Origin of the sequence: Cellulomonas xylanilytica (assembly GCF_007989805.1) — a bacterium.
Taxonomy (GTDB): Bacteria; Actinomycetota; Actinomycetes; order Actinomycetales; family Cellulomonadaceae; genus Cellulomonas; species Cellulomonas xylanilytica.
The window spans coordinates 224,337-240,089 of sequence record NZ_BJUB01000006.1; the positions used below are offsets into that span (position 1 = coordinate 224,337).

Genomic DNA, 15,753 nt, shown 5'->3' on the forward strand with positions numbered 1-15,753 from the left:
GTGCGTCTCTCGGTCCCTCAGTCCGTCGTCGGCGGGACGTGCCCGAACCGGTGCAGGGTGCGGCTCACGGCCTGCTCCCGCACGACGGTCAGCAGCTCCCGGGCGCCGCTGGCGAGCACGGGCCCGTCGAGGACGGTGATGTCACCGACGCGGGTCGCTGCGGCCTCGCGCAGGCCGGGTGCCGAGCCGACCACGCGCACGCGTCCGGTCACCGCCCCCGAGCGGACGCGGGCGGCGAACGCCTCGTGGGACTCGCCGGACACGTCGCTGACGGTCACGGGGACCCCGGCGGTCCGCGCCGCGTGGCAGACCCGGTCGACCTCCCGCGCCGGGGCGTCGGACCCGGTGCGGACGGTGAGGTGCTGCACGGGGCGGTAGCGCAGGACGTTGGCCTCGACGCGCAGGGCGGACGGGTCGTGCTCGCGGGTGAGCTCGTCGGCCCACACGCGCGCGTCGTCGGCCTGCGCCCAGGCGAGCCACGCGGCGTCGTCCTGGGGGACGTCGGGCGCGTCCTGCCAGTCGCCGATCTGTGCGACGTAGTGCGGACCGCCTGCCTTGGCGCCGGGACCGACCGTGGACGCCTTCCAGCCACCGAACGGCTGCCGTTGCACGATCGCCCCGGTGATGTGCCGGTTGACGTACGCGTTGCCCACCTCGACGCGGCTCAGCCAGTGGTCGATCTCCGCCTCGTCGAGGGAGTGCAGCCCGCCGGTGAGACCGAACGGGACGGCGTTCTGCAGGTCGATCGCCTCGTCGAGGGTCTCGACCCGCATGATCCCCAGCACCGGACCGAAGCACTCGGTGGTGTGGAACCACGACCCGGGCGCGACACCGTGCTTGACGCCGGGCGTCCACAGGCGGCCCTCGTCGTCGAGCTGCCGGGGGGCGACCAGCCACGACTCCCCCGGGTCGAGGGTGGTCAGGGCGCGCAGGAGCTTGCCGGACGCGGGCTCGGTCAGCGGACCGACGGAGGTACCCAGGTCGGTCGCGGGGCCGACGCGCAGGGACGCGACCGCGTCGGCGAGCTGGCGGCGCAACCGGTCCGAGCGACCCGCGGAGCCGACCAGGATCGCGAGCGACGCCGCCGAGCACTTCTGGCCGGCGTGCCCGAAGGCGGACCGCACCAGGTCGGCGACGGCCAGGTCCACGTCCGCCGACGGCGTGATGATCAGCGCGTTCTTGCCGGACGTCTCTGCCAGCACGTTCAGGTCCGGCCGCCAGCCGGTGAAGAGCTGCGCGGTCTCGATGGAGCCGGTGAGGATGACCCGGGCGACCTCGGGGTGCGTGACGAGCCGGCGACCGACCTCCCCCTCGGGGCTCAGCACGACGGTGAGGACGTCGGCGGGTGCGCCGACCTGGTCGAGGCCTCGCTGGACGGCCGCCATCGCGACCTGGCCGCACCGGGGTGCCTGGGGCGCCGGCTTGACCAGGACGGGGCTGCCCGCAGCGAGCGAGGCGAGGACCGAGCCGACCGGGATGGCGACGGGGAAGTTCCACGGCGGCGTGACCACGGTGAGGCCGGCGGGCCGGTGCACGGCGCCAGGGACGACGCCGTCGGCGAGCTCGGCTGCACGGTCGGCGTAGTAGCGGGCGAAGTCGACGGCCTCGCTCACCTCCGGGTCGGCCTCGGCGACCGTCTTGCCGGTCTCGTGGACCATCGTCGCGACGAGGTCGGACCGCGCGTCCTCCAGGGCGACGGCGATCGCGCGCAGGGCGCGGGCGCGGTCGGCGGGCGACGTGGTGGCCCAGACCGGCAGCGCCGCGGCGGCTCGGGCGACGACGGCGTCGACCTCGTCGGTCGTGGACACGGTGACCGCGCCGGCCGGCACCGGCACGTCCCGGGCCACGACGTCCCGCGCCCAGGCGCGAGAGTCGGCGACGGCCGGGTCGGTGTCCGGGGCGTTCTCGAAGGGACCGGAGACCTCCGTCGACGCGCGGACCACCCGGCGGGCCGCGGTCGACGGCTCGTCCCGGTCACGGTAGGCATCGCGGAACGCCTGCTCCTGGGCGTCCATCGCGCCGTCGTTCGCGAAGAGCGCGTGCAGGAAATTCTGGCTCGCGGAGTTCTCCTCCAGCCGCCGCACCAGGTAGGAGATGGCGACGTCGAAGTCGTGCCGGGCGACGACCGGCGTGTAGAGCAGCACCGCACCGACCTCGTCGCGCACCGCGCGGGCCTGCGCGGGAGCCATGCCCTGCAGCATCTCGACGTCGAGCGCCTCGCTGACGCCGCGCCGCTGCGCGAGCAGGTGGGCCGCGGCGACGTGGAACAGGTTGTGGCTGGCGACCCCCACCCGCAGCGCCGCGGTGCGGGCCGGGTCGAGCGACCGGTCGACCAGGCGTAGGTAGGCGGCGTCGACCTCCGCCTTGGAGCCGTACGGTGCCTGGGGCCACCCGTGCAGCTCGGCCTCCACCTGCTCCATCGCGAGGTTGGCGCCCTTCACCAGGCGCACCTTGAGGCGGGCGCCGCCCGCGGCGCGACGTGCGGTGGCGATCGCGGTCAGCTCGTCGAGCGCGTCGGCGGCGTCCGGCAGGTAGGCCTGCAGCACGATGCCCGCCTCGGCGCCCAGGAGCTCGGGGTCGGTGACGAGCCGCTCGAACACCCGCACCGTGAGGGCCAGGTCGCGGTACTCCTCCATGTCGAGGTTGAGGAACGTGCCGTGCCGGGCCGCGGTCAGGTACAGCGGACGCAGCCGGTCGACCACGCGCTCGACGCTGCCGCCGGTGTCCCAGGTGGACAGCTGGCTGGACACCGCCGACACCTTGACCGACACGTAGTCCACGTCGGGCCGCTCGACCAGAGCCGTCACCCGCGCCAGCCGGGCCGTCGCCTCCTGCTCCCCCAGCACGGCCTCACCGAGCAGGTTGAGGTTGAGCCGGAACCCCTCCGCCCGCGTCGCGGCCAGGTGCGCGGCCAGCCCGGGACCGTCGTCGGCGACGAGGTGGCCGACGAGGCTGCGCAGCCGCAGCCGGGCGGCGGGGACGACCACGTCGGGCAGCACGGGCGCGACCAGCGCCCCGACACCGAGCATCGCGCGGTCGAGGGGACCCAGGAAGCCCGCCGCCGCACCCGACGTGAGGTCCGCGAGCTCGCGCGCCGCGACCCGGACGTCCTGCGGTCGGGCCACCCGATCCACGAACCGCACCGCCAGCTCGAGCCCCGCGGGATCCGCGACGAGGGCCGCCAACCGCCCGGTGGTGCGACGTTCCTTGGCCGTCTGGCCCTCCGCCGTCGCCGAGAGCCAGGACCGGGCCAGCCGGGTCGCGTCCTCGGTGACGTCGTCAGTCGTCGACATGCTGCTCCTTCGTGGGCCGGCCGGGTCGCGGTCGAACCTCGCTGTGCTGGTCGGCCGGGTCCGGCCAGGGATCAGTCTGACTGTCAAGGGCCGCGCGTGCGACGTCCGTCGCCCGGATGCCGGTTGACCACCGGGTCGCCGGTCGCCAGGGTGAACCATCCGGACGCCGACGTGCGGATGAGCCGACGCCACCGTCGACCCCGAGGGATGCCCCATGCTCACACCTGCCCGCGCCCGGCACGCTCTCGTCGCCGCGCTCAGCGCCACGGTCCTGCTCGCCGGCGGCATCGTCGCCGCCGCCCCCGCTGTCGCCGCCGCCCCCGCTGTCGCCCTGGACCGCCTCGACCCCACCCTGCTCGAGATCCAGCGGGCTCCCGGCGGGGTCGTGCGCCCGTTCGCCACGATCGAGAACGAGGAGGAGTTCTGCAAGTGGCTGACGGGGACGTACGTCAACCACCCCACCTACTACACGGTGCGCGTGTACAACTGCCGGCAGACCGACATCTTCGTCAAGGCCGTGTACCTCAACGGCACGTTCGGCACCTGCGTCCTGGTGCCCGCCCGGCACTCGCGGCACCTCGGCGGCTCGATCGTGAAGCCGATCGACAACGCCCAGATCTGCTGAGCCGCCGCGCTGCCCGCGGGTCGGACACACCCGGCTCGCCTGTCGGTCCTCTCGTGCTCGCGGCCCGGGTGGTGCCACAGTGAGCACGTGACGGACCTCACAGCGGAGACCCCGCAACAGACCACGCCCCTCGCCACCGCCAAGGCACAGCTTGCCGGTGCAGTCGAGATCCTCGGCTACACCGAGGGGCTCCACCGCATGCTCGCCACACCCCGGCGCGAGATGAACGTCGCCGTCCCCCTGCGTCGGGACGACGGCGAGATCGAGCTCTTCACCGGGTACCGCGTGCAGCACAACATCTCCCGCGGACCCGCGAAGGGCGGGCTGCGGTACTCGGCCGGCGTCGACGTCGACGAGGTCCGGGCGCTCGCCATGTGGATGACCTGGAAGTGTGCGGTCGTCGACGTGCCGTACGGCGGCGCCAAGGGGGGCGTGACGATCGACCCGCGGCTGTACAGCCAGGCGGAGCTCGAGCGCGTCACCCGCCGCTACACCAGCGAGATCATGCCGATCATCGGCCCCGAGCGGGACATCATGGCGCCGGACATCGGGACCAACGAGCAGACCATGGCGTGGGTCATGGACACGTACTCCGTGAACCTCGGCTACACCATCCCCGCGGTGACCACCGGCAAGCCGCTGGCGGTCGGCGGGTCGCTCGGCCGCGCGACGGCGACCTCCCGCGGCGTCGTGCACGCCGCCGCCGCCGCGCTCGGTGACGCGGGCGTGGACCTGCGCGAGGTGAGCGCCGCGGTGCAGGGCTTCGGCAAGGTCGGCTCGCACGCGTCCCGCTTCCTGCACGAGGCAGGCACGCGCGTCGTCGCGGTCAGCGACGAGCAGGGCGGTGTCATGCGCAGCGACGGCCTCGACGTGACCGCGCTCGAACGGCACGTGCTGGCGACGGGCACCGTGGTCGGGTTCGAGGGCGGCGAGGCCATCGACAACACCGAGCTCCTCGCGCTCGACGTCGACCTGCTCATCCCCGCCGCGGTCGAGGGCGTCCTCGACGCCGAGGCAGCCGGACGGGTCAAGGCCCGCTGGGTGGTCGAGGCCGCCAACGGCCCGACGACGCACGAGGGCGACCGGGTGCTGGCCGAGCGCGGCGTCGTCGTGGTGCCCGACATCCTGGCCAACGCCGGCGGCGTCGTCGTGTCGTACTTCGAGTGGGTGCAGGCGAACCAGGCGTACTGGTGGACCGAGCGCGAGATCGAGGACCGGCTCGAGCACCGCATGGTGACGGCCCACCGGGCGGTCGCCGCCGTGGCGAGCGCCGAGGGCATCTCGCTGCGCGACGCCGCGCTGACCATCGGCGTGCGACGCGTGGCGGAGGCGCACCAGATCCGCGGCCTCTACCCCTGACGGACGGGTCGACCAGGGAGTACCGGCGGGGGCACGGGTGTTGCAGACGAGGTGACTCGTCGTAACCCCGTGCCCCTGTCCGTGCTCGACACGTCTCCCGTCGCCGTCGGGCAGACCTCCGGCGACGCCCTCGCCGCGACGACCGCGCTGGCCCGCGTCGCCGACGACGCCGGCTACGCCCGGTTCTGGGTGGCCGAGCACCACGCGATGCCCGCCGTCGCCTCGACCTCCCCCGGCGTCCTGCTGGCGCACCTCGCGGCGTCGACGGACCGCATCCGGCTCGGCTCCGGCGGCGTCATGCTGCCCAACCACCCGACGCTGGTCGTCGCGGAGCAGTTCGCCATGCTGGAGGCGCTGCACCCGGGCCGCATCGACCTGGGCATCGGCCGGGCGCCGGGCGCCGACCCGATGACGGCAGCGGCGCTGCGGCGCACGGTGGAGGGGCTGGGTGCCGAGGACTTCCCCGCGGAGGTCATCGACGTCCTGGCGCTGCTCGGCCAGGACCTGCCCGGTCGCGCGCCGTCGCTGCGAGCCGCCCGGCTGTCCGCGACCCCGGTCGCGACGTCGTCGCCGCAGGTCTGGTTGCTGGGCTCCAGCACGTTCAGCGCCGAGCTGGCCGGCACGCTGGGCCTGCCGTTCAGCTACGCCCACCACTTCAACACCGGTCACACGCTGCAGGCCGCGGCCGCGTACCGCCGCGCGTTCCATCCGTCGCCCGTGCTCGACGCACCGCGGCTGATGGTCTCGGCGTCGGTGCTCGTGGCGGACTCCGACGACGAGGCGGAGTACCTGTCCGGGCCCAGCCGCGTCATGGCGCTGTCGCTGCGGACCGGGCGGCCGCTGGGACCGATCGTCTCCCCCGAGGACGCCGCCCGGGAGCTCGCCGCGCTCGACCCGACGGCCGCCGCAGACTTCTTCGCGCGCGTGCCGGGCACGCAGGTGGCGACGACGGCGGACCGCGCGGTCGAGGAGCTCGCCGCCCTGGTGGAGCGGACGGGGGCCGACGAGCTGATGGTCACGGGGACGGCGTTCGACGTGGCGACCCGGGTGCACACGCTGGAGCAGGTCGCGGCGCGCTGGCCGGCGGACGTCCCCGTCGGCTGACTAGCCGCCGGCGTCGCGCAGCGTCCGGGCGCGCCAGACCACGTCGAGCGCAGGATCGCCGGTGGCGCTCGGGTCGACCCGCTCCACGGTGAACCCCTCGCGCTCGTAGAACGCTCCTGCTCGCTCGTTGCCGGCGAAGTGCTCGACGCACAGCCGGGTCGCGTCCGGCGGCAGCTGGTCGACCAGTGCCGCGACGAGGCGGGGTCCCAGCCCGCGGCCGCGGTACCGGGGATCCAGGTAGAGCTTGTAGATGACGTGGTCGACGCCCGCCCGGCCGCGCTGCGTCACGCCGACGACCCGGCCACCCGCCTCCGCGACGACGACCAGACCCGCCGACACGGCGGCGCGGACCTGGTCCTCGTTCCACCACCGGGCCACCTGGGCGTCCGCCGCCTGCTCGCCGATCAGCGGTGCGTAGTGCCGGCGGACGTGCGTGGCACCGAACTCGCAGATCGCCAGGGCGTCGCCCGTCCGTGCGATGTGGACGACCGCGTCAGGACCGGGGCTAGGTCGGCTCGTCGCCGGCATGCGGGTCCCGGACCAGCTGTGCCGCGAGCACACCGCTCAGGAGGAGCGTGTCGCCGTCGGGTGCCGCCACGGTCGACGGCTCCCCCAGCAGGCGCAGGACCTGCTGCTCGCGGGTCATCGCGTCCGGTGGCCCGGCCATGAGCGTGGACACGACCGGACCGAACGTCAGCGTGTGCGCGTCCAGCCGCCACGTGCCCCGGACGCGGTTGACGCCCGCCAGGCCGAACACCTGACCGTCGCCGTCGAACGTCAGCCAGGGGGTCGCGCGCTGCGCCCCGTCGAGGTCGGCGCCCTCGAGCGCCGTGAACCGCCAGGTGCCTGCTAGGTCGACCATCGCACGATCATGGCACCTGCTCGTCTCAGCCGCGGGGCTGGCGGTCCGCCCAGGTCTCCAGCGTCACGCGCGGGCCGGTGTAGAACGGCACCTCCTCGCGCACGTGCAGGCGGGCGTCGGTGGCGCGCAGGTCCCGCATGAGGTCCACGATCCGGTGCAGCTCGCCCGCCTCGAACGCGAGGATCCACTCGTAGTCGCCGAGCGCGAACGCCGAGACCGTGTTGGCGCGCACGTCGGCGTACCCGCGGGCCGCGTGACCGTGCTCGACGAGCATCCGCCGGCGGTCGTCCTCGGGCAGCACGTACCAGTCGTACGAGCGCACGAACGGGTAGACCGTCATGTAGTCGCCGGCCGGCTCCCCCGCGAGGAAGGCCGGCACGTGCGCGCGGTTGAACTCCGCCGGGCGGTGCAGGCCGACGACCGACCACACGGGAAGCAGGTGCCGGCCGAGGTCGCTGGCCCGCAGCCGCTGGTAGGCGCCCTGCACCTCCTCGACCGTCTCCGCGTGCCACCACACCATCAGGTCCGCGTCGGCGCGCAGGCCCGCCACGTCGTACCAGCCGCGCACGACAAGCCCGTCGTCGGCGACCGCCGCCTGGGCCGCGGCGATGAGCTCGGCGCGCTCGTCGTCGTCCTCGGGCAGCACCTCTTCCAGCGCGAACACGGTCCACATGGTGTAGCGGACGGTGGCGTTGAGGGTCTCGGCGTCGTGCGTCATCGCGGAGTGCTCCAAGGTGATCGTCAGGACCAGGGGTCGGTCGAGCAGGCGGCCGGGATGCCGGTGGGCGTCCCGGCGCGCATCTGGCAGCAGCCCGGCCGGCACACGGAGCGGTACGGCGGCAGGTCGCCCACGGCCGCCTCCGGGACCCGCCGGGCCGCCGCGTCGGCGACCACGTCGGCCGTGACCGGGTGCGGACCGTTCGCCTCGGCGTCCCGGGCCAGCGCAGCACGCTCGAGCACGAGGTCGACCAGCCCGCGCACGAACGGCTCGCGCGTCCCGACGGTGTCGGCCCGCACCGCGACGAGACCGAGCTCGGCCGCCGTCTCCAGCGCCTCGGTGTCGAGGTCGAACGCGACCTCCATGTGGTCCGAGATGAACCCGATCGGCGACAGGACCACGGCCTGGACGCCGTCGGCCGCGAGCGCCGTGAGGTGGTCGTTGACGTCGGGCTCCAGCCAGGGCTGGCTGGGCGGACCCGAGCGCGAGCAGTAGGCCAGGTCCCAGGTGACCGGCCGGCCGAGGCGCTCGCCGACGGCCGCGGCGACGGTGGCGGCGACGTCGAGGTGCTGGGCGCTGTAGGTCGCGCCGGAGACCGCCGAGGCCTCCTCCATCGTGTCGGGGATCGAGTGCGTGACGAAGACCAGTCGCGCGTCGCGGCCGATCGACTCGAACGCCTCGGTCACCGCGTCGACGTTCGCCTGCACGAAGCCCGGGTGGTTGAAGTAGGACCGCACCTTGTCGACGGCCACGGGGTGCTCGCCCTGGCCGAGCCCGACGTCGACACCGAGCTCGTCGAGCGAGGCCCAGAGGTTCTCCCGGTACTGCCGGCAGCCCGAGTACGACGAGTACGCGCTGGTGACCAGGGCGAGGACCCGCCGGGCGCCGTCCGCGTACGCCGCGGACAGGGCGTCGCGCGTGTACGGCTCCCAGTTGCGGTTCCCCCACACCACGGGCAGCTCGATGCCCCGCCGGGCGAGCTCGTCGACGAGCGCCTTCTGCAGGGCCAGGTTCTGGCCGTTGATCGGGCTGGCGCCGCCGAAGTGGTGGTAGTGCTCGGCGACGACGGCGAGCCGCTCGTCGGGGATGTTCTTGCCGGCGGTGACGTTGCGCAGGAACGGCAGGACGTCGTCGGGACCGTCCGGCCCGCCGAACGAGAACAGCAGCAGCGCGTCGTACGGGGCGACGGGGCTCAGGTCGGTTGGGAACGGCGAGGTGCTCACAGCGGTGTCGGGGGCCACCGGACGATCATCGCACCGGGCACGCGGGACGCTCGCGGCGAGCGGCCCGACCGGTGCGTGAGATTGTCCGGACGGGTTGTCAGATAACGGCGCCGGCTCGCCCCTCAGCCCTTGACCGCTCCCCCGAGCCCCGCCCCACGCAGGAACATGCGCTGGAACACGAGGAACAGCACGATCGGGATCAGGGTCGAGATGGCCAGGGCGGCCATGAGGACGCCCTTGTCGGTGGTCGCCTCGATGGACGGCAGGCGCACGGACAGCGGCTGCAGGTCGGGGTTGCGCAGGACCAGCAGCGGCCAGAGGAAGTCCTTCCACGACGCGATGACCGCGAAGATCGACACGACCCCGAGGATCGGCTTGCTCATGGGCAGCACGATCGACCAGAACAGGCGGTAAGGCCCGGCGCCGTCGACGCGGGCGGCCTCGAAGACCTCGCGCGGGAGGTTGTCGAAGAACCGCTGGACGAGCACGACGTTGAACGCGCTCGCGCCGGCGGGCAGCCAGACCCCCCAGAACGAGTTGACCAGGGACGTGTGGAAGACGGGCGTGTCCAGCACCGTCAGGTAGAGCGGGACCAGCAGCACGACGGCGGGGACGAACAGCGTGGCGAGCACCGCGCCCTGGAGCACGCGGGCGTAGCGCGGCCGCAGCACGGACAGCAGGTAGCCGCCGGTGGTCGCGACGAGGATCTGGCTGAACCAGGCCCCGGCGGCGAGCACGATCGTGTTGGCGAAGTACTTGCTGACCTGGACGTCGTTCCACGCCTCGCTCAGGTTCGACCACGCGATGCCGTTGGGGAAGATCGCCATCGGGGTGCGCAGGATGTCCTGGGTCGGGGTGACGGCGAACTTGGCCAGCAGCAGCAGCGGCCCGACGCACCAGACGACCAGCAGCACGAGCAGCAGCCAGTGCGAGGTGCCGAGCGACCACCGCACGGACGGGCGTCGCCAGTCCGAGACGGACACGGCGCTGCGGTCGTCCGTGGTGTCGGAGGACGAGGCCTTGCGGGCCCGACGCGCGCGGGCGGCGCCGACCGGCTCGGCCCCCGGGATGACCGGGACCTCGCCGGGGACGGTGCCGAGCACGGGCCGGGGCGTCGTGGGCGGGATGGGCGAGGTCGTCGTCACGAGGTGCTCCAACGGCGGGTCAGACGGAAGTACACGAGCGACATGACGGCGAGGAACACGGCGAGGAGCAGGCTGAGCGCCGTGGCCTCGCCGTAGTTGCCGCCGAGGCTGTTGCCGAACGCGTAGCGGTAGATGAGCAGCAGGATCGTCACCGTGGCGTTGGCCGGACCACCGCCGGTGAACAGGTAGGGCTCGAGGAACACCTGCGCGGTCCCGATGACCTGCAGGATCAGCGTGATGAACAGGACCCCGCGCAGCTGCGGCACCAGCACGTGCCAGACCTTGCGCCAGACACCGGCACCGTCGACCTCCGCCGCGTCGTAGAGCTCGGGCGGGACCGCCGTCAGCGCGGCGAGGTAGATGACGACGGTGCCGCCCGCCGCCGCCCACGTGGCCTCCAGCACCAGCGACGGCATGGCCATCGTCATGGACTGCAACCAGGGTTGAGGCGGGACGCCGACCCAGCCGAGGATGGTGTTGAACACGCCCTCGGGCCGCGGGTCGTAGAAGAACTTCCACAGCAGGACGGCGACCACGGGCGGCACGACGACCGGCAGGTACGCCAGGGCGGAGTACAGGCCCTTCGCTCGCCGGACCTCACGCATCAGCACCGCGGCGACGAGCGGGATGGGGTAGCCGAACACCAGCGCGAGCAGCGCGAACCAGAGCGTGTTGCGCGTCGCGACAGGCAGCAGCGGGTCCGCGAACACGTTCTGGAAGTTCTGCAGCCCCACCCACGACGTGGTGATGAGGTTGGTCTTCTGGAAGCTCATCACCACGGCACGGACGATGGGCAGCCACGAGAACACGCCGAAGATCACGAGCAGGGGCAGGGCGAACACCAGCGCGCTCAGGCCACCGCCCCGCACCCAGGTGAGCGGGGTGCCGGGGCGTCGACGGGGCGCGAGGACGACGTCGTCCGTGGTCATCAAGGGCCTTCCTGGGGGTGCGGACGTGCGACCAAGGATGCCCGGCCGGGACGCTCCCCGGCCGGGCACCCCGGGTGTCACTGGTCGAGCAGGGCCTGACCCTGGGCGTTGGCCGTCTCGAGCAGGGCGTCGATGTCGGCGTTCTCGTCCGTGAGGACCGCCTGCACGACCGGGAAGAGCAGAGCGTAGGTGTCCTGGGTGGACGCGCTGATCTCGCCGATGCTGGGCTGTGTGAACATCACGTCCGTGTAGCCCTTCATGTTCTCGAGCGGGACGTTGATGTAGTCCTTGACCCACTCGAGCGACGTCGCGTACTGCTCCTCGCTGAAGATCGGGAGCACCGGGGTGCCCACGGCCTGGTCGTTCTCGTTGCGGAGCTTGGCGTCGGCGACGGCCTGGTCCTGGTCGAGCATCTTGGACAGGTACCAGAAGTCGATCCACTTGACCGCCGCGTCCTTCTGCGCGTCGGTGGACTCCTGGGTCACCGCCGCGAGGGTGCCACCCGTGAGGGCGCCGCCACCGTTCGAGGTCGGGATGGCGGTGAGGCCGTAGCCCCAGTCCTCGGTCATGCCGTTGTTCTCGACGAGCGCGTTGTAGACGTCCGAGCCGGACGTGTACATGGCCAGCTGGCCACCCGCGAACGCCTCGTTGATCTCACCCCAGCCCAGGTCGGTGCGGGGCAGGATCGAGTTGTCCTCGAAGCGCAGGGCGTGCAGCCACTCCAGGTGCTCCTTGACGGCCGGGTCGTCGAGGGTGGCGGTGTACGCGTCGCCGTCCTGCTCCTGGATGACCCCACCGCGGGAGTTGGCCGCGGCGGCGAGCTGCCAGCCGCCCGCGTTGTCGAGCGCCATCGTCGCGTAGCCCGCGACACCCGTGGCGTCGTGGATCGTCTTCGCGTACTCGCGGACCTCCTCCCACGTCGTCGGCGGCTGGTCGGGGTCGAGGCCCGCCTGCTCGAAGAGGTTGCGGTTGTAGTGCAGCGCGACGCCGTAGATCGACTTGGCGGGGATCGCGTAGACCTTGCCGTCCGAGCCGGTGCCGGACTCCAGCAGGTTCTCGTTGAAGTCGTCCGCGAAGGACAGGGAGTCGAACTGCTCGGAGATGTCGGCCAGCTGGCCGTTCTCGATGAGCGTCTTGGCGTCCGTCAGGGGGATCTCGAACACGTTGGGCAGCGTGCCGCCGGCCAGCTGCGCGGAGAAGGTCGACGCGAGCCAGTTGTACTCCTCGGGCTCCACGTTGATGTCCGGGTTGGCCGCCTCGAACTCCGCGACGCGCTCGTTCAGCGCGTCGACGGCCTCGGTCTCGGCGCCGGGCTGCAGCCCGGCGACGGTGATGGTCACCGTGCCGTCGGCGGACTCGCCGCCCGACGGCTCGTCGTCCGTGCTGCAGGCGGCCAGCAGGCCGAGCGACAGCACACCGGCCATGGCGAGCGCGGTGGTGCGTGAGGACCTCATCGTCACTCCTTCGTGAGGGAACGCGCCGGCGGGGTGCCAGGTCGCGATCGTGCGGGGGTCGGGCTGGTGCGGATCAGGCGGGGGTGCGCAGCCACACGGCGGTGTCGCGCGGCAGCAGGCCTGCCTCGAGCGGGGCGCTCGAGATCAGGACGTCGGTGTGGGTGGGCAGGGCGGCGGGCTCGTCGCCCAGGTTGACGACGCACACGAGACCGCCACGGGCGATCGCGAGCACGTCGTCGGAGCTGTCGATCCACGTCATCGGTCCGTCGCCCAGGGCGGGCTCGGCCCGGCGGATCGCCAGGAGGTCGCGGTACAGGTGCAGGGTGGAGGCCGGGTCGTCCTCCTGGGCGGCGACGGACAGCTCCGCCCAGCGGGCGGGCTGCGGGAGCCACGAGCCGCCCGAGCCGAACCCGTAGGGCGCGGCGCTCCCCGACCAGGGCAGCGGCACACGGCAGCCGTCACGGCCCGGGTCGACGCCCTCGGAGCGGAAGTGCATCGGGTCCTGCAGGAGCTCCAGCGGGAGGTCCTCGACCTCGGGCAGGCCCAGCTCGTCGCCCTGGTAGATGTAGAGGGAGCCCGGCAGCGCCGCGGTCAGCAGCGCCGCGGCGCGCGCCCGTCGCAGCCCCAGCGTCAGGTCGGTCGGGGTGCCGAAGCGCTTGGCGGTGAACGCGAACGACGTGTCCTCGCGGCCGTAGCGCGTGACCGGACGCGTGACGTCGTGGTTGGACAGCACCCAGGTGGCCGGGGCGCCGACGGGCCCGTGCGCGGCGAGCGTGAGGTCGATCGACTCGCGCAGCTGCTTGGCGTCCCACGGCCGCGCCATGAAGTCGAAGTTGAAGGCGGTGTGCATCTCGTCGGGCCGCAGGTACTGGGCGAACCGGGCCTTGTCCTGCAGCCAGACCTCGCCGACGAGCACGCGGGTGCCCTCGTAGGAGTCGGCGACGGCGCGCCAGCCGCGGTAGACGTCGTGCAGCTCGTCGCGGTCGACGTGCGGGTGCTCCCCCGGCCCGGCGTGCTCGGGGACCTCCGGCAGCGCGGCGTCCTTGACCAGCAGCGCCGCGGAGTCGATCCGGATCCCGGCGACGCCGCGGTCGAACCAGAACCGCAGCACGGACTCGAACTCCGCGACCACGTCGGGGTGGGACCAGTTGAGGTCGGGCTGCTGCGGCGCGAACAGGTGCAGGTACCACTCCCCGGGCGTGCCGTCCGCGTCCGTGGTGCGCGTCCAGGTGCTGCCCTGGAAGTCGGACACCCAGCCGGTCGGGATCTGCTCGCCGTGCTCGCCCTTGCCGGGGTGGAACCAGAACCGCTCCCGCTCCGGCGAGCCGGGGCCTGCGGCGAGCGCGGCCTGGAACCACGCGTGCTGGTCCGACACGTGGTTGGGCACGACGTCGATGATCGTCCGGATCCCCACGTCGAGTGCCTCGGAGATGAGCAGCTCGGCCTCCTCCAGCGTGCCGAACGCCGGGTCGATGGCGCGGTAGTCCGCGACGTCGTAGCCGCCGTCCGCGAGCGGGGAGACGTACCAGGGGGTCACCCAGATCGCGTCGACGCCGAGGTCACGCAGGTACGGCAGCCGCGAGCGCAGGCCTGCCAGGTCGCCGGTGCCGTCGCCGTTCCCGTCCGCGAAGCTGCGCGGGTAGACCTGGTAGATCACTGCGCCACGCCACCACTGGGGGTCGGTCTCCGGCTGCGGCTGCGCCACTCGCGTCTCGTCTCTCGTGGGCCGCCGTCGCCGGGGCCGGGATGTCCTGTCACGGGGCGACGGGGCCTGCGGAACGCCCTCGTCGCGAGCACGACGCTAAAGGAAGTGACTGGATCAACGCAAGAACCCGACAGAGTAGTTATCGAAGTGTGACCGTCGCCGGCGACAGAAGCGGCAGAACCACACAGGCCCCGCGAGCGCCGGGTCGGCGGTCACGGGGCCCGGGAACGGGCGGAGGTCAGCCGGCGACGGACGCCGGCTGCGTCGGGGCGGGCCCGGTGGAGCCGCGCACGACGAGCTCCGGCTCGAAGAGGAGCTCGTCCTGGGGCACGACGCCACCGTGGATCTGGCTGACCAGCAGGTCGATCGCCGCACGGCCCATCGGCTCGATCGGCTGGCGGACCGTGGTCAGGGGCGGCTCGGTGCAGCTCATGAAGGCGGAGTCGTCGTAGCCGACGACGGAGATGTCGTCCGGCACGCGCAGGCCCGCCCGGCGCGCCGCCCTGATCACCCCGAGGGCCAGCGGGTCGCTGGCGCACACGACGCCCGTCACGCCTTCCTTCAGGAGCCGGTTCCCCGCCGCCTGACCGCTCTCCAGGGAGTAGGCGCTGCGGACCACCTGACGCTCCCCCAGCTCCAGGCCCAGGCGCTGCATGATCGCCTGGGCGGCGCGCAGCTTGCGCTCGGACGGCACGTGGTCCACGGGGCCCAGCACCAGCCCGATCGTCGTGTGCCCGAGCGACGCGAGGTGCCCGATCGCCTGCTCGATGGCCACCTCGTCGTCGCAGGACACCCGCGGGAACGGCAGCTCCTCGATCGAGGCGTTGATCAGCACGACCGGCAGGCTGCGCCCGGCGAGCCGCTCGTAGTGCCCGTGCGTGGCGTCCCGCTGCGCGTAGTGGCCGCCGGCGAAGACGATGCCGGACACCTGCTGCCCGAGCAGCAGCTCGACGTAGTCCGCCTCCGAGACGCCCCCGGCGGTCTGGGTGCACAGGACGGGGGTGAACCCCTGCTGCGCCAGGGCGCCGCCGACCACCTCGGCGAACGCGGGGAAGATCGGGTTCTGCAGCTCGGGCAGCACCAGACCGACGAGCCGGGCGCGCTCGCCGCGCAACTTGGTCGGCCGTTCGTAGCCGAGGACGTCGAGCGCCGTCAGCACCGCCTCCCGCGTCGACTCGGCCACACCGGGCTTGCCGTTGAGCACGCGGCTCACCGTCGCCTCCGAGACGCCGACCTTGCGTGCTACCTCTGCGAGTCGCCTGGACATGGGTGTGAGCGTACTGCCCCACCCTGCAAGTGGCTTGCAGAACGCTGCAAGCACTTCCAGGACGTGTCG

Annotated in this window: 13 protein-coding genes; 3 read left to right on the plus strand and 10 right to left on the minus strand. The window is 73.0% G+C overall.

Translation table 11 applies throughout. From position 1 onward, the window contains the following. Positions 1 to 17 precede the first annotated feature (17 nt). A complete protein-coding gene (locus CXY01_RS11075) occupies positions 18 to 3,293 on the minus strand; it encodes a bifunctional proline dehydrogenase/L-glutamate gamma-semialdehyde dehydrogenase (protein ID WP_146927478.1) in 3,276 nt (1,091 codons plus the stop codon). Between the two features lie 214 nt (positions 3,294 to 3,507). Here CXY01_RS11075 and CXY01_RS11080 point away from each other — a divergent pair, with 214 nt between their 5' ends. The 3 genes from CXY01_RS11080 (at position 3,508) to CXY01_RS11090 (ending at position 6,381) form a co-directional block, all read left to right on the plus strand. Continuing rightward, a complete protein-coding gene (locus CXY01_RS11080) occupies positions 3,508 to 3,918 on the plus strand; it encodes a hypothetical protein (RefSeq protein ID WP_146927479.1) in 411 nt (136 codons plus the stop codon). Between the two features lie 87 nt (positions 3,919 to 4,005). Then, the gene (locus CXY01_RS11085) at positions 4,006 to 5,277 is read left to right on the plus strand and encodes a Glu/Leu/Phe/Val family dehydrogenase (RefSeq protein WP_146927480.1); all 1,272 of its coding nucleotides are present in this window, start codon (positions 4,006 to 4,008) and stop codon (positions 5,275 to 5,277) included. Positions 5,278 to 5,328: 51 nt separating this feature from the next. Beyond that, the gene (locus CXY01_RS11090; protein ID WP_246125248.1) at positions 5,329 to 6,381 is read left to right on the plus strand and encodes an LLM class flavin-dependent oxidoreductase; all 1,053 of its coding nucleotides are present in this window, start codon (positions 5,329 to 5,331) and stop codon (positions 6,379 to 6,381) included. Here CXY01_RS11090 and CXY01_RS11095 read toward each other — a convergent pair whose 3' ends face one another. From CXY01_RS11095 to CXY01_RS11135, 9 genes are all read right to left on the minus strand, one after another. Then, the gene (locus tag CXY01_RS11095) at positions 6,382 to 6,909 is read right to left on the minus strand and encodes a GNAT family N-acetyltransferase (RefSeq protein ID WP_146927481.1); all 528 of its coding nucleotides are present in this window, start codon (positions 6,907 to 6,909) and stop codon (positions 6,382 to 6,384) included. Continuing rightward, positions 6,887 to 7,243, minus strand: coding sequence for an META domain-containing protein (locus tag CXY01_RS11100; RefSeq protein WP_146927482.1), 357 nt, complete (start codon positions 7,241 to 7,243; stop codon positions 6,887 to 6,889). The genes CXY01_RS11095 and CXY01_RS11100 overlap by 23 nt, the downstream gene beginning before the upstream one ends. Before the next feature lie 25 nt (positions 7,244 to 7,268). Then, positions 7,269 to 7,961, minus strand: a complete 693-nt coding sequence (gene hemQ / locus CXY01_RS11105) for a hydrogen peroxide-dependent heme synthase (RefSeq protein WP_146927483.1) — start codon at positions 7,959 to 7,961, stop codon at positions 7,269 to 7,271. A gap of 23 nt (positions 7,962 to 7,984) precedes the next feature. After that, positions 7,985 to 9,202 (minus strand): ferrochelatase, encoded by a 1,218-nt coding sequence (locus CXY01_RS11110; protein WP_246125249.1) that lies wholly within the window; start codon positions 9,200 to 9,202, stop codon positions 7,985 to 7,987. A 104-nt stretch (positions 9,203 to 9,306) separates the two neighbouring features. Next, the gene (locus tag CXY01_RS11115) at positions 9,307 to 10,329 is read right to left on the minus strand and encodes a carbohydrate ABC transporter permease (protein WP_371862768.1); all 1,023 of its coding nucleotides are present in this window, start codon (positions 10,327 to 10,329) and stop codon (positions 9,307 to 9,309) included. After that, positions 10,326 to 11,258: a carbohydrate ABC transporter permease gene (locus CXY01_RS11120; RefSeq protein WP_186813376.1), complete on the minus strand. Its 933-nt coding sequence runs from the start codon at positions 11,256 to 11,258 to the stop codon at positions 10,326 to 10,328. Before CXY01_RS11120 ends, CXY01_RS11115 begins: the two co-directional genes overlap by 4 nt. Positions 11,259 to 11,335: 77 nt before the next feature. After that, entirely contained in the window at positions 11,336 to 12,712 is a 1,377-nt protein-coding gene (locus CXY01_RS11125; RefSeq protein ID WP_146927484.1) for an ABC transporter substrate-binding protein, read from the minus strand. A gap of 73 nt (positions 12,713 to 12,785) precedes the next feature. Further along, positions 12,786 to 14,417 (minus strand): glycoside hydrolase family 13 protein, encoded by a 1,632-nt coding sequence (locus tag CXY01_RS11130; protein ID WP_146927485.1) that lies wholly within the window; start codon positions 14,415 to 14,417, stop codon positions 12,786 to 12,788. Between the two features lie 238 nt (positions 14,418 to 14,655). Next, a complete protein-coding gene (locus CXY01_RS11135) occupies positions 14,656 to 15,684 on the minus strand; it encodes a LacI family DNA-binding transcriptional regulator (RefSeq protein ID WP_146927486.1) in 1,029 nt (342 codons plus the stop codon). Positions 15,685 to 15,753: the final 69 nt, after the last annotated feature.

Excerpts from the sequence above, each read along its gene's own strand:
- CXY01_RS11075 (WP_146927478.1), bottom strand. The coding sequence starts at position 3,293 with ATGTCGACGACTGACGACGTCACCGAGGACGCGACCCGGCTGGCCCGG.
- CXY01_RS11080 (WP_146927479.1), top strand. The coding sequence starts at position 3,508 with ATGCTCACACCTGCCCGCGCCCGGCACGCTCTCGTCGCCGCGCTCAGC.
- CXY01_RS11095 (WP_146927481.1), bottom strand. The coding sequence starts at position 6,909 with ATGCCGGCGACGAGCCGACCTAGCCCCGGTCCTGACGCGGTCGTCCAC.
- CXY01_RS11100 (WP_146927482.1), bottom strand. The coding sequence starts at position 7,243 with ATGGTCGACCTAGCAGGCACCTGGCGGTTCACGGCGCTCGAGGGCGCC.
- hemQ (WP_146927483.1), bottom strand. The coding sequence starts at position 7,961 with ATGACGCACGACGCCGAGACCCTCAACGCCACCGTCCGCTACACCATG.
- CXY01_RS11120 (WP_186813376.1), bottom strand. The coding sequence starts at position 11,258 with ATGACCACGGACGACGTCGTCCTCGCGCCCCGTCGACGCCCCGGCACC.
- CXY01_RS11125 (WP_146927484.1), bottom strand. The coding sequence starts at position 12,712 with ATGAGGTCCTCACGCACCACCGCGCTCGCCATGGCCGGTGTGCTGTCG.
- CXY01_RS11135 (WP_146927486.1), bottom strand. The coding sequence starts at position 15,684 with ATGTCCAGGCGACTCGCAGAGGTAGCACGCAAGGTCGGCGTCTCGGAG.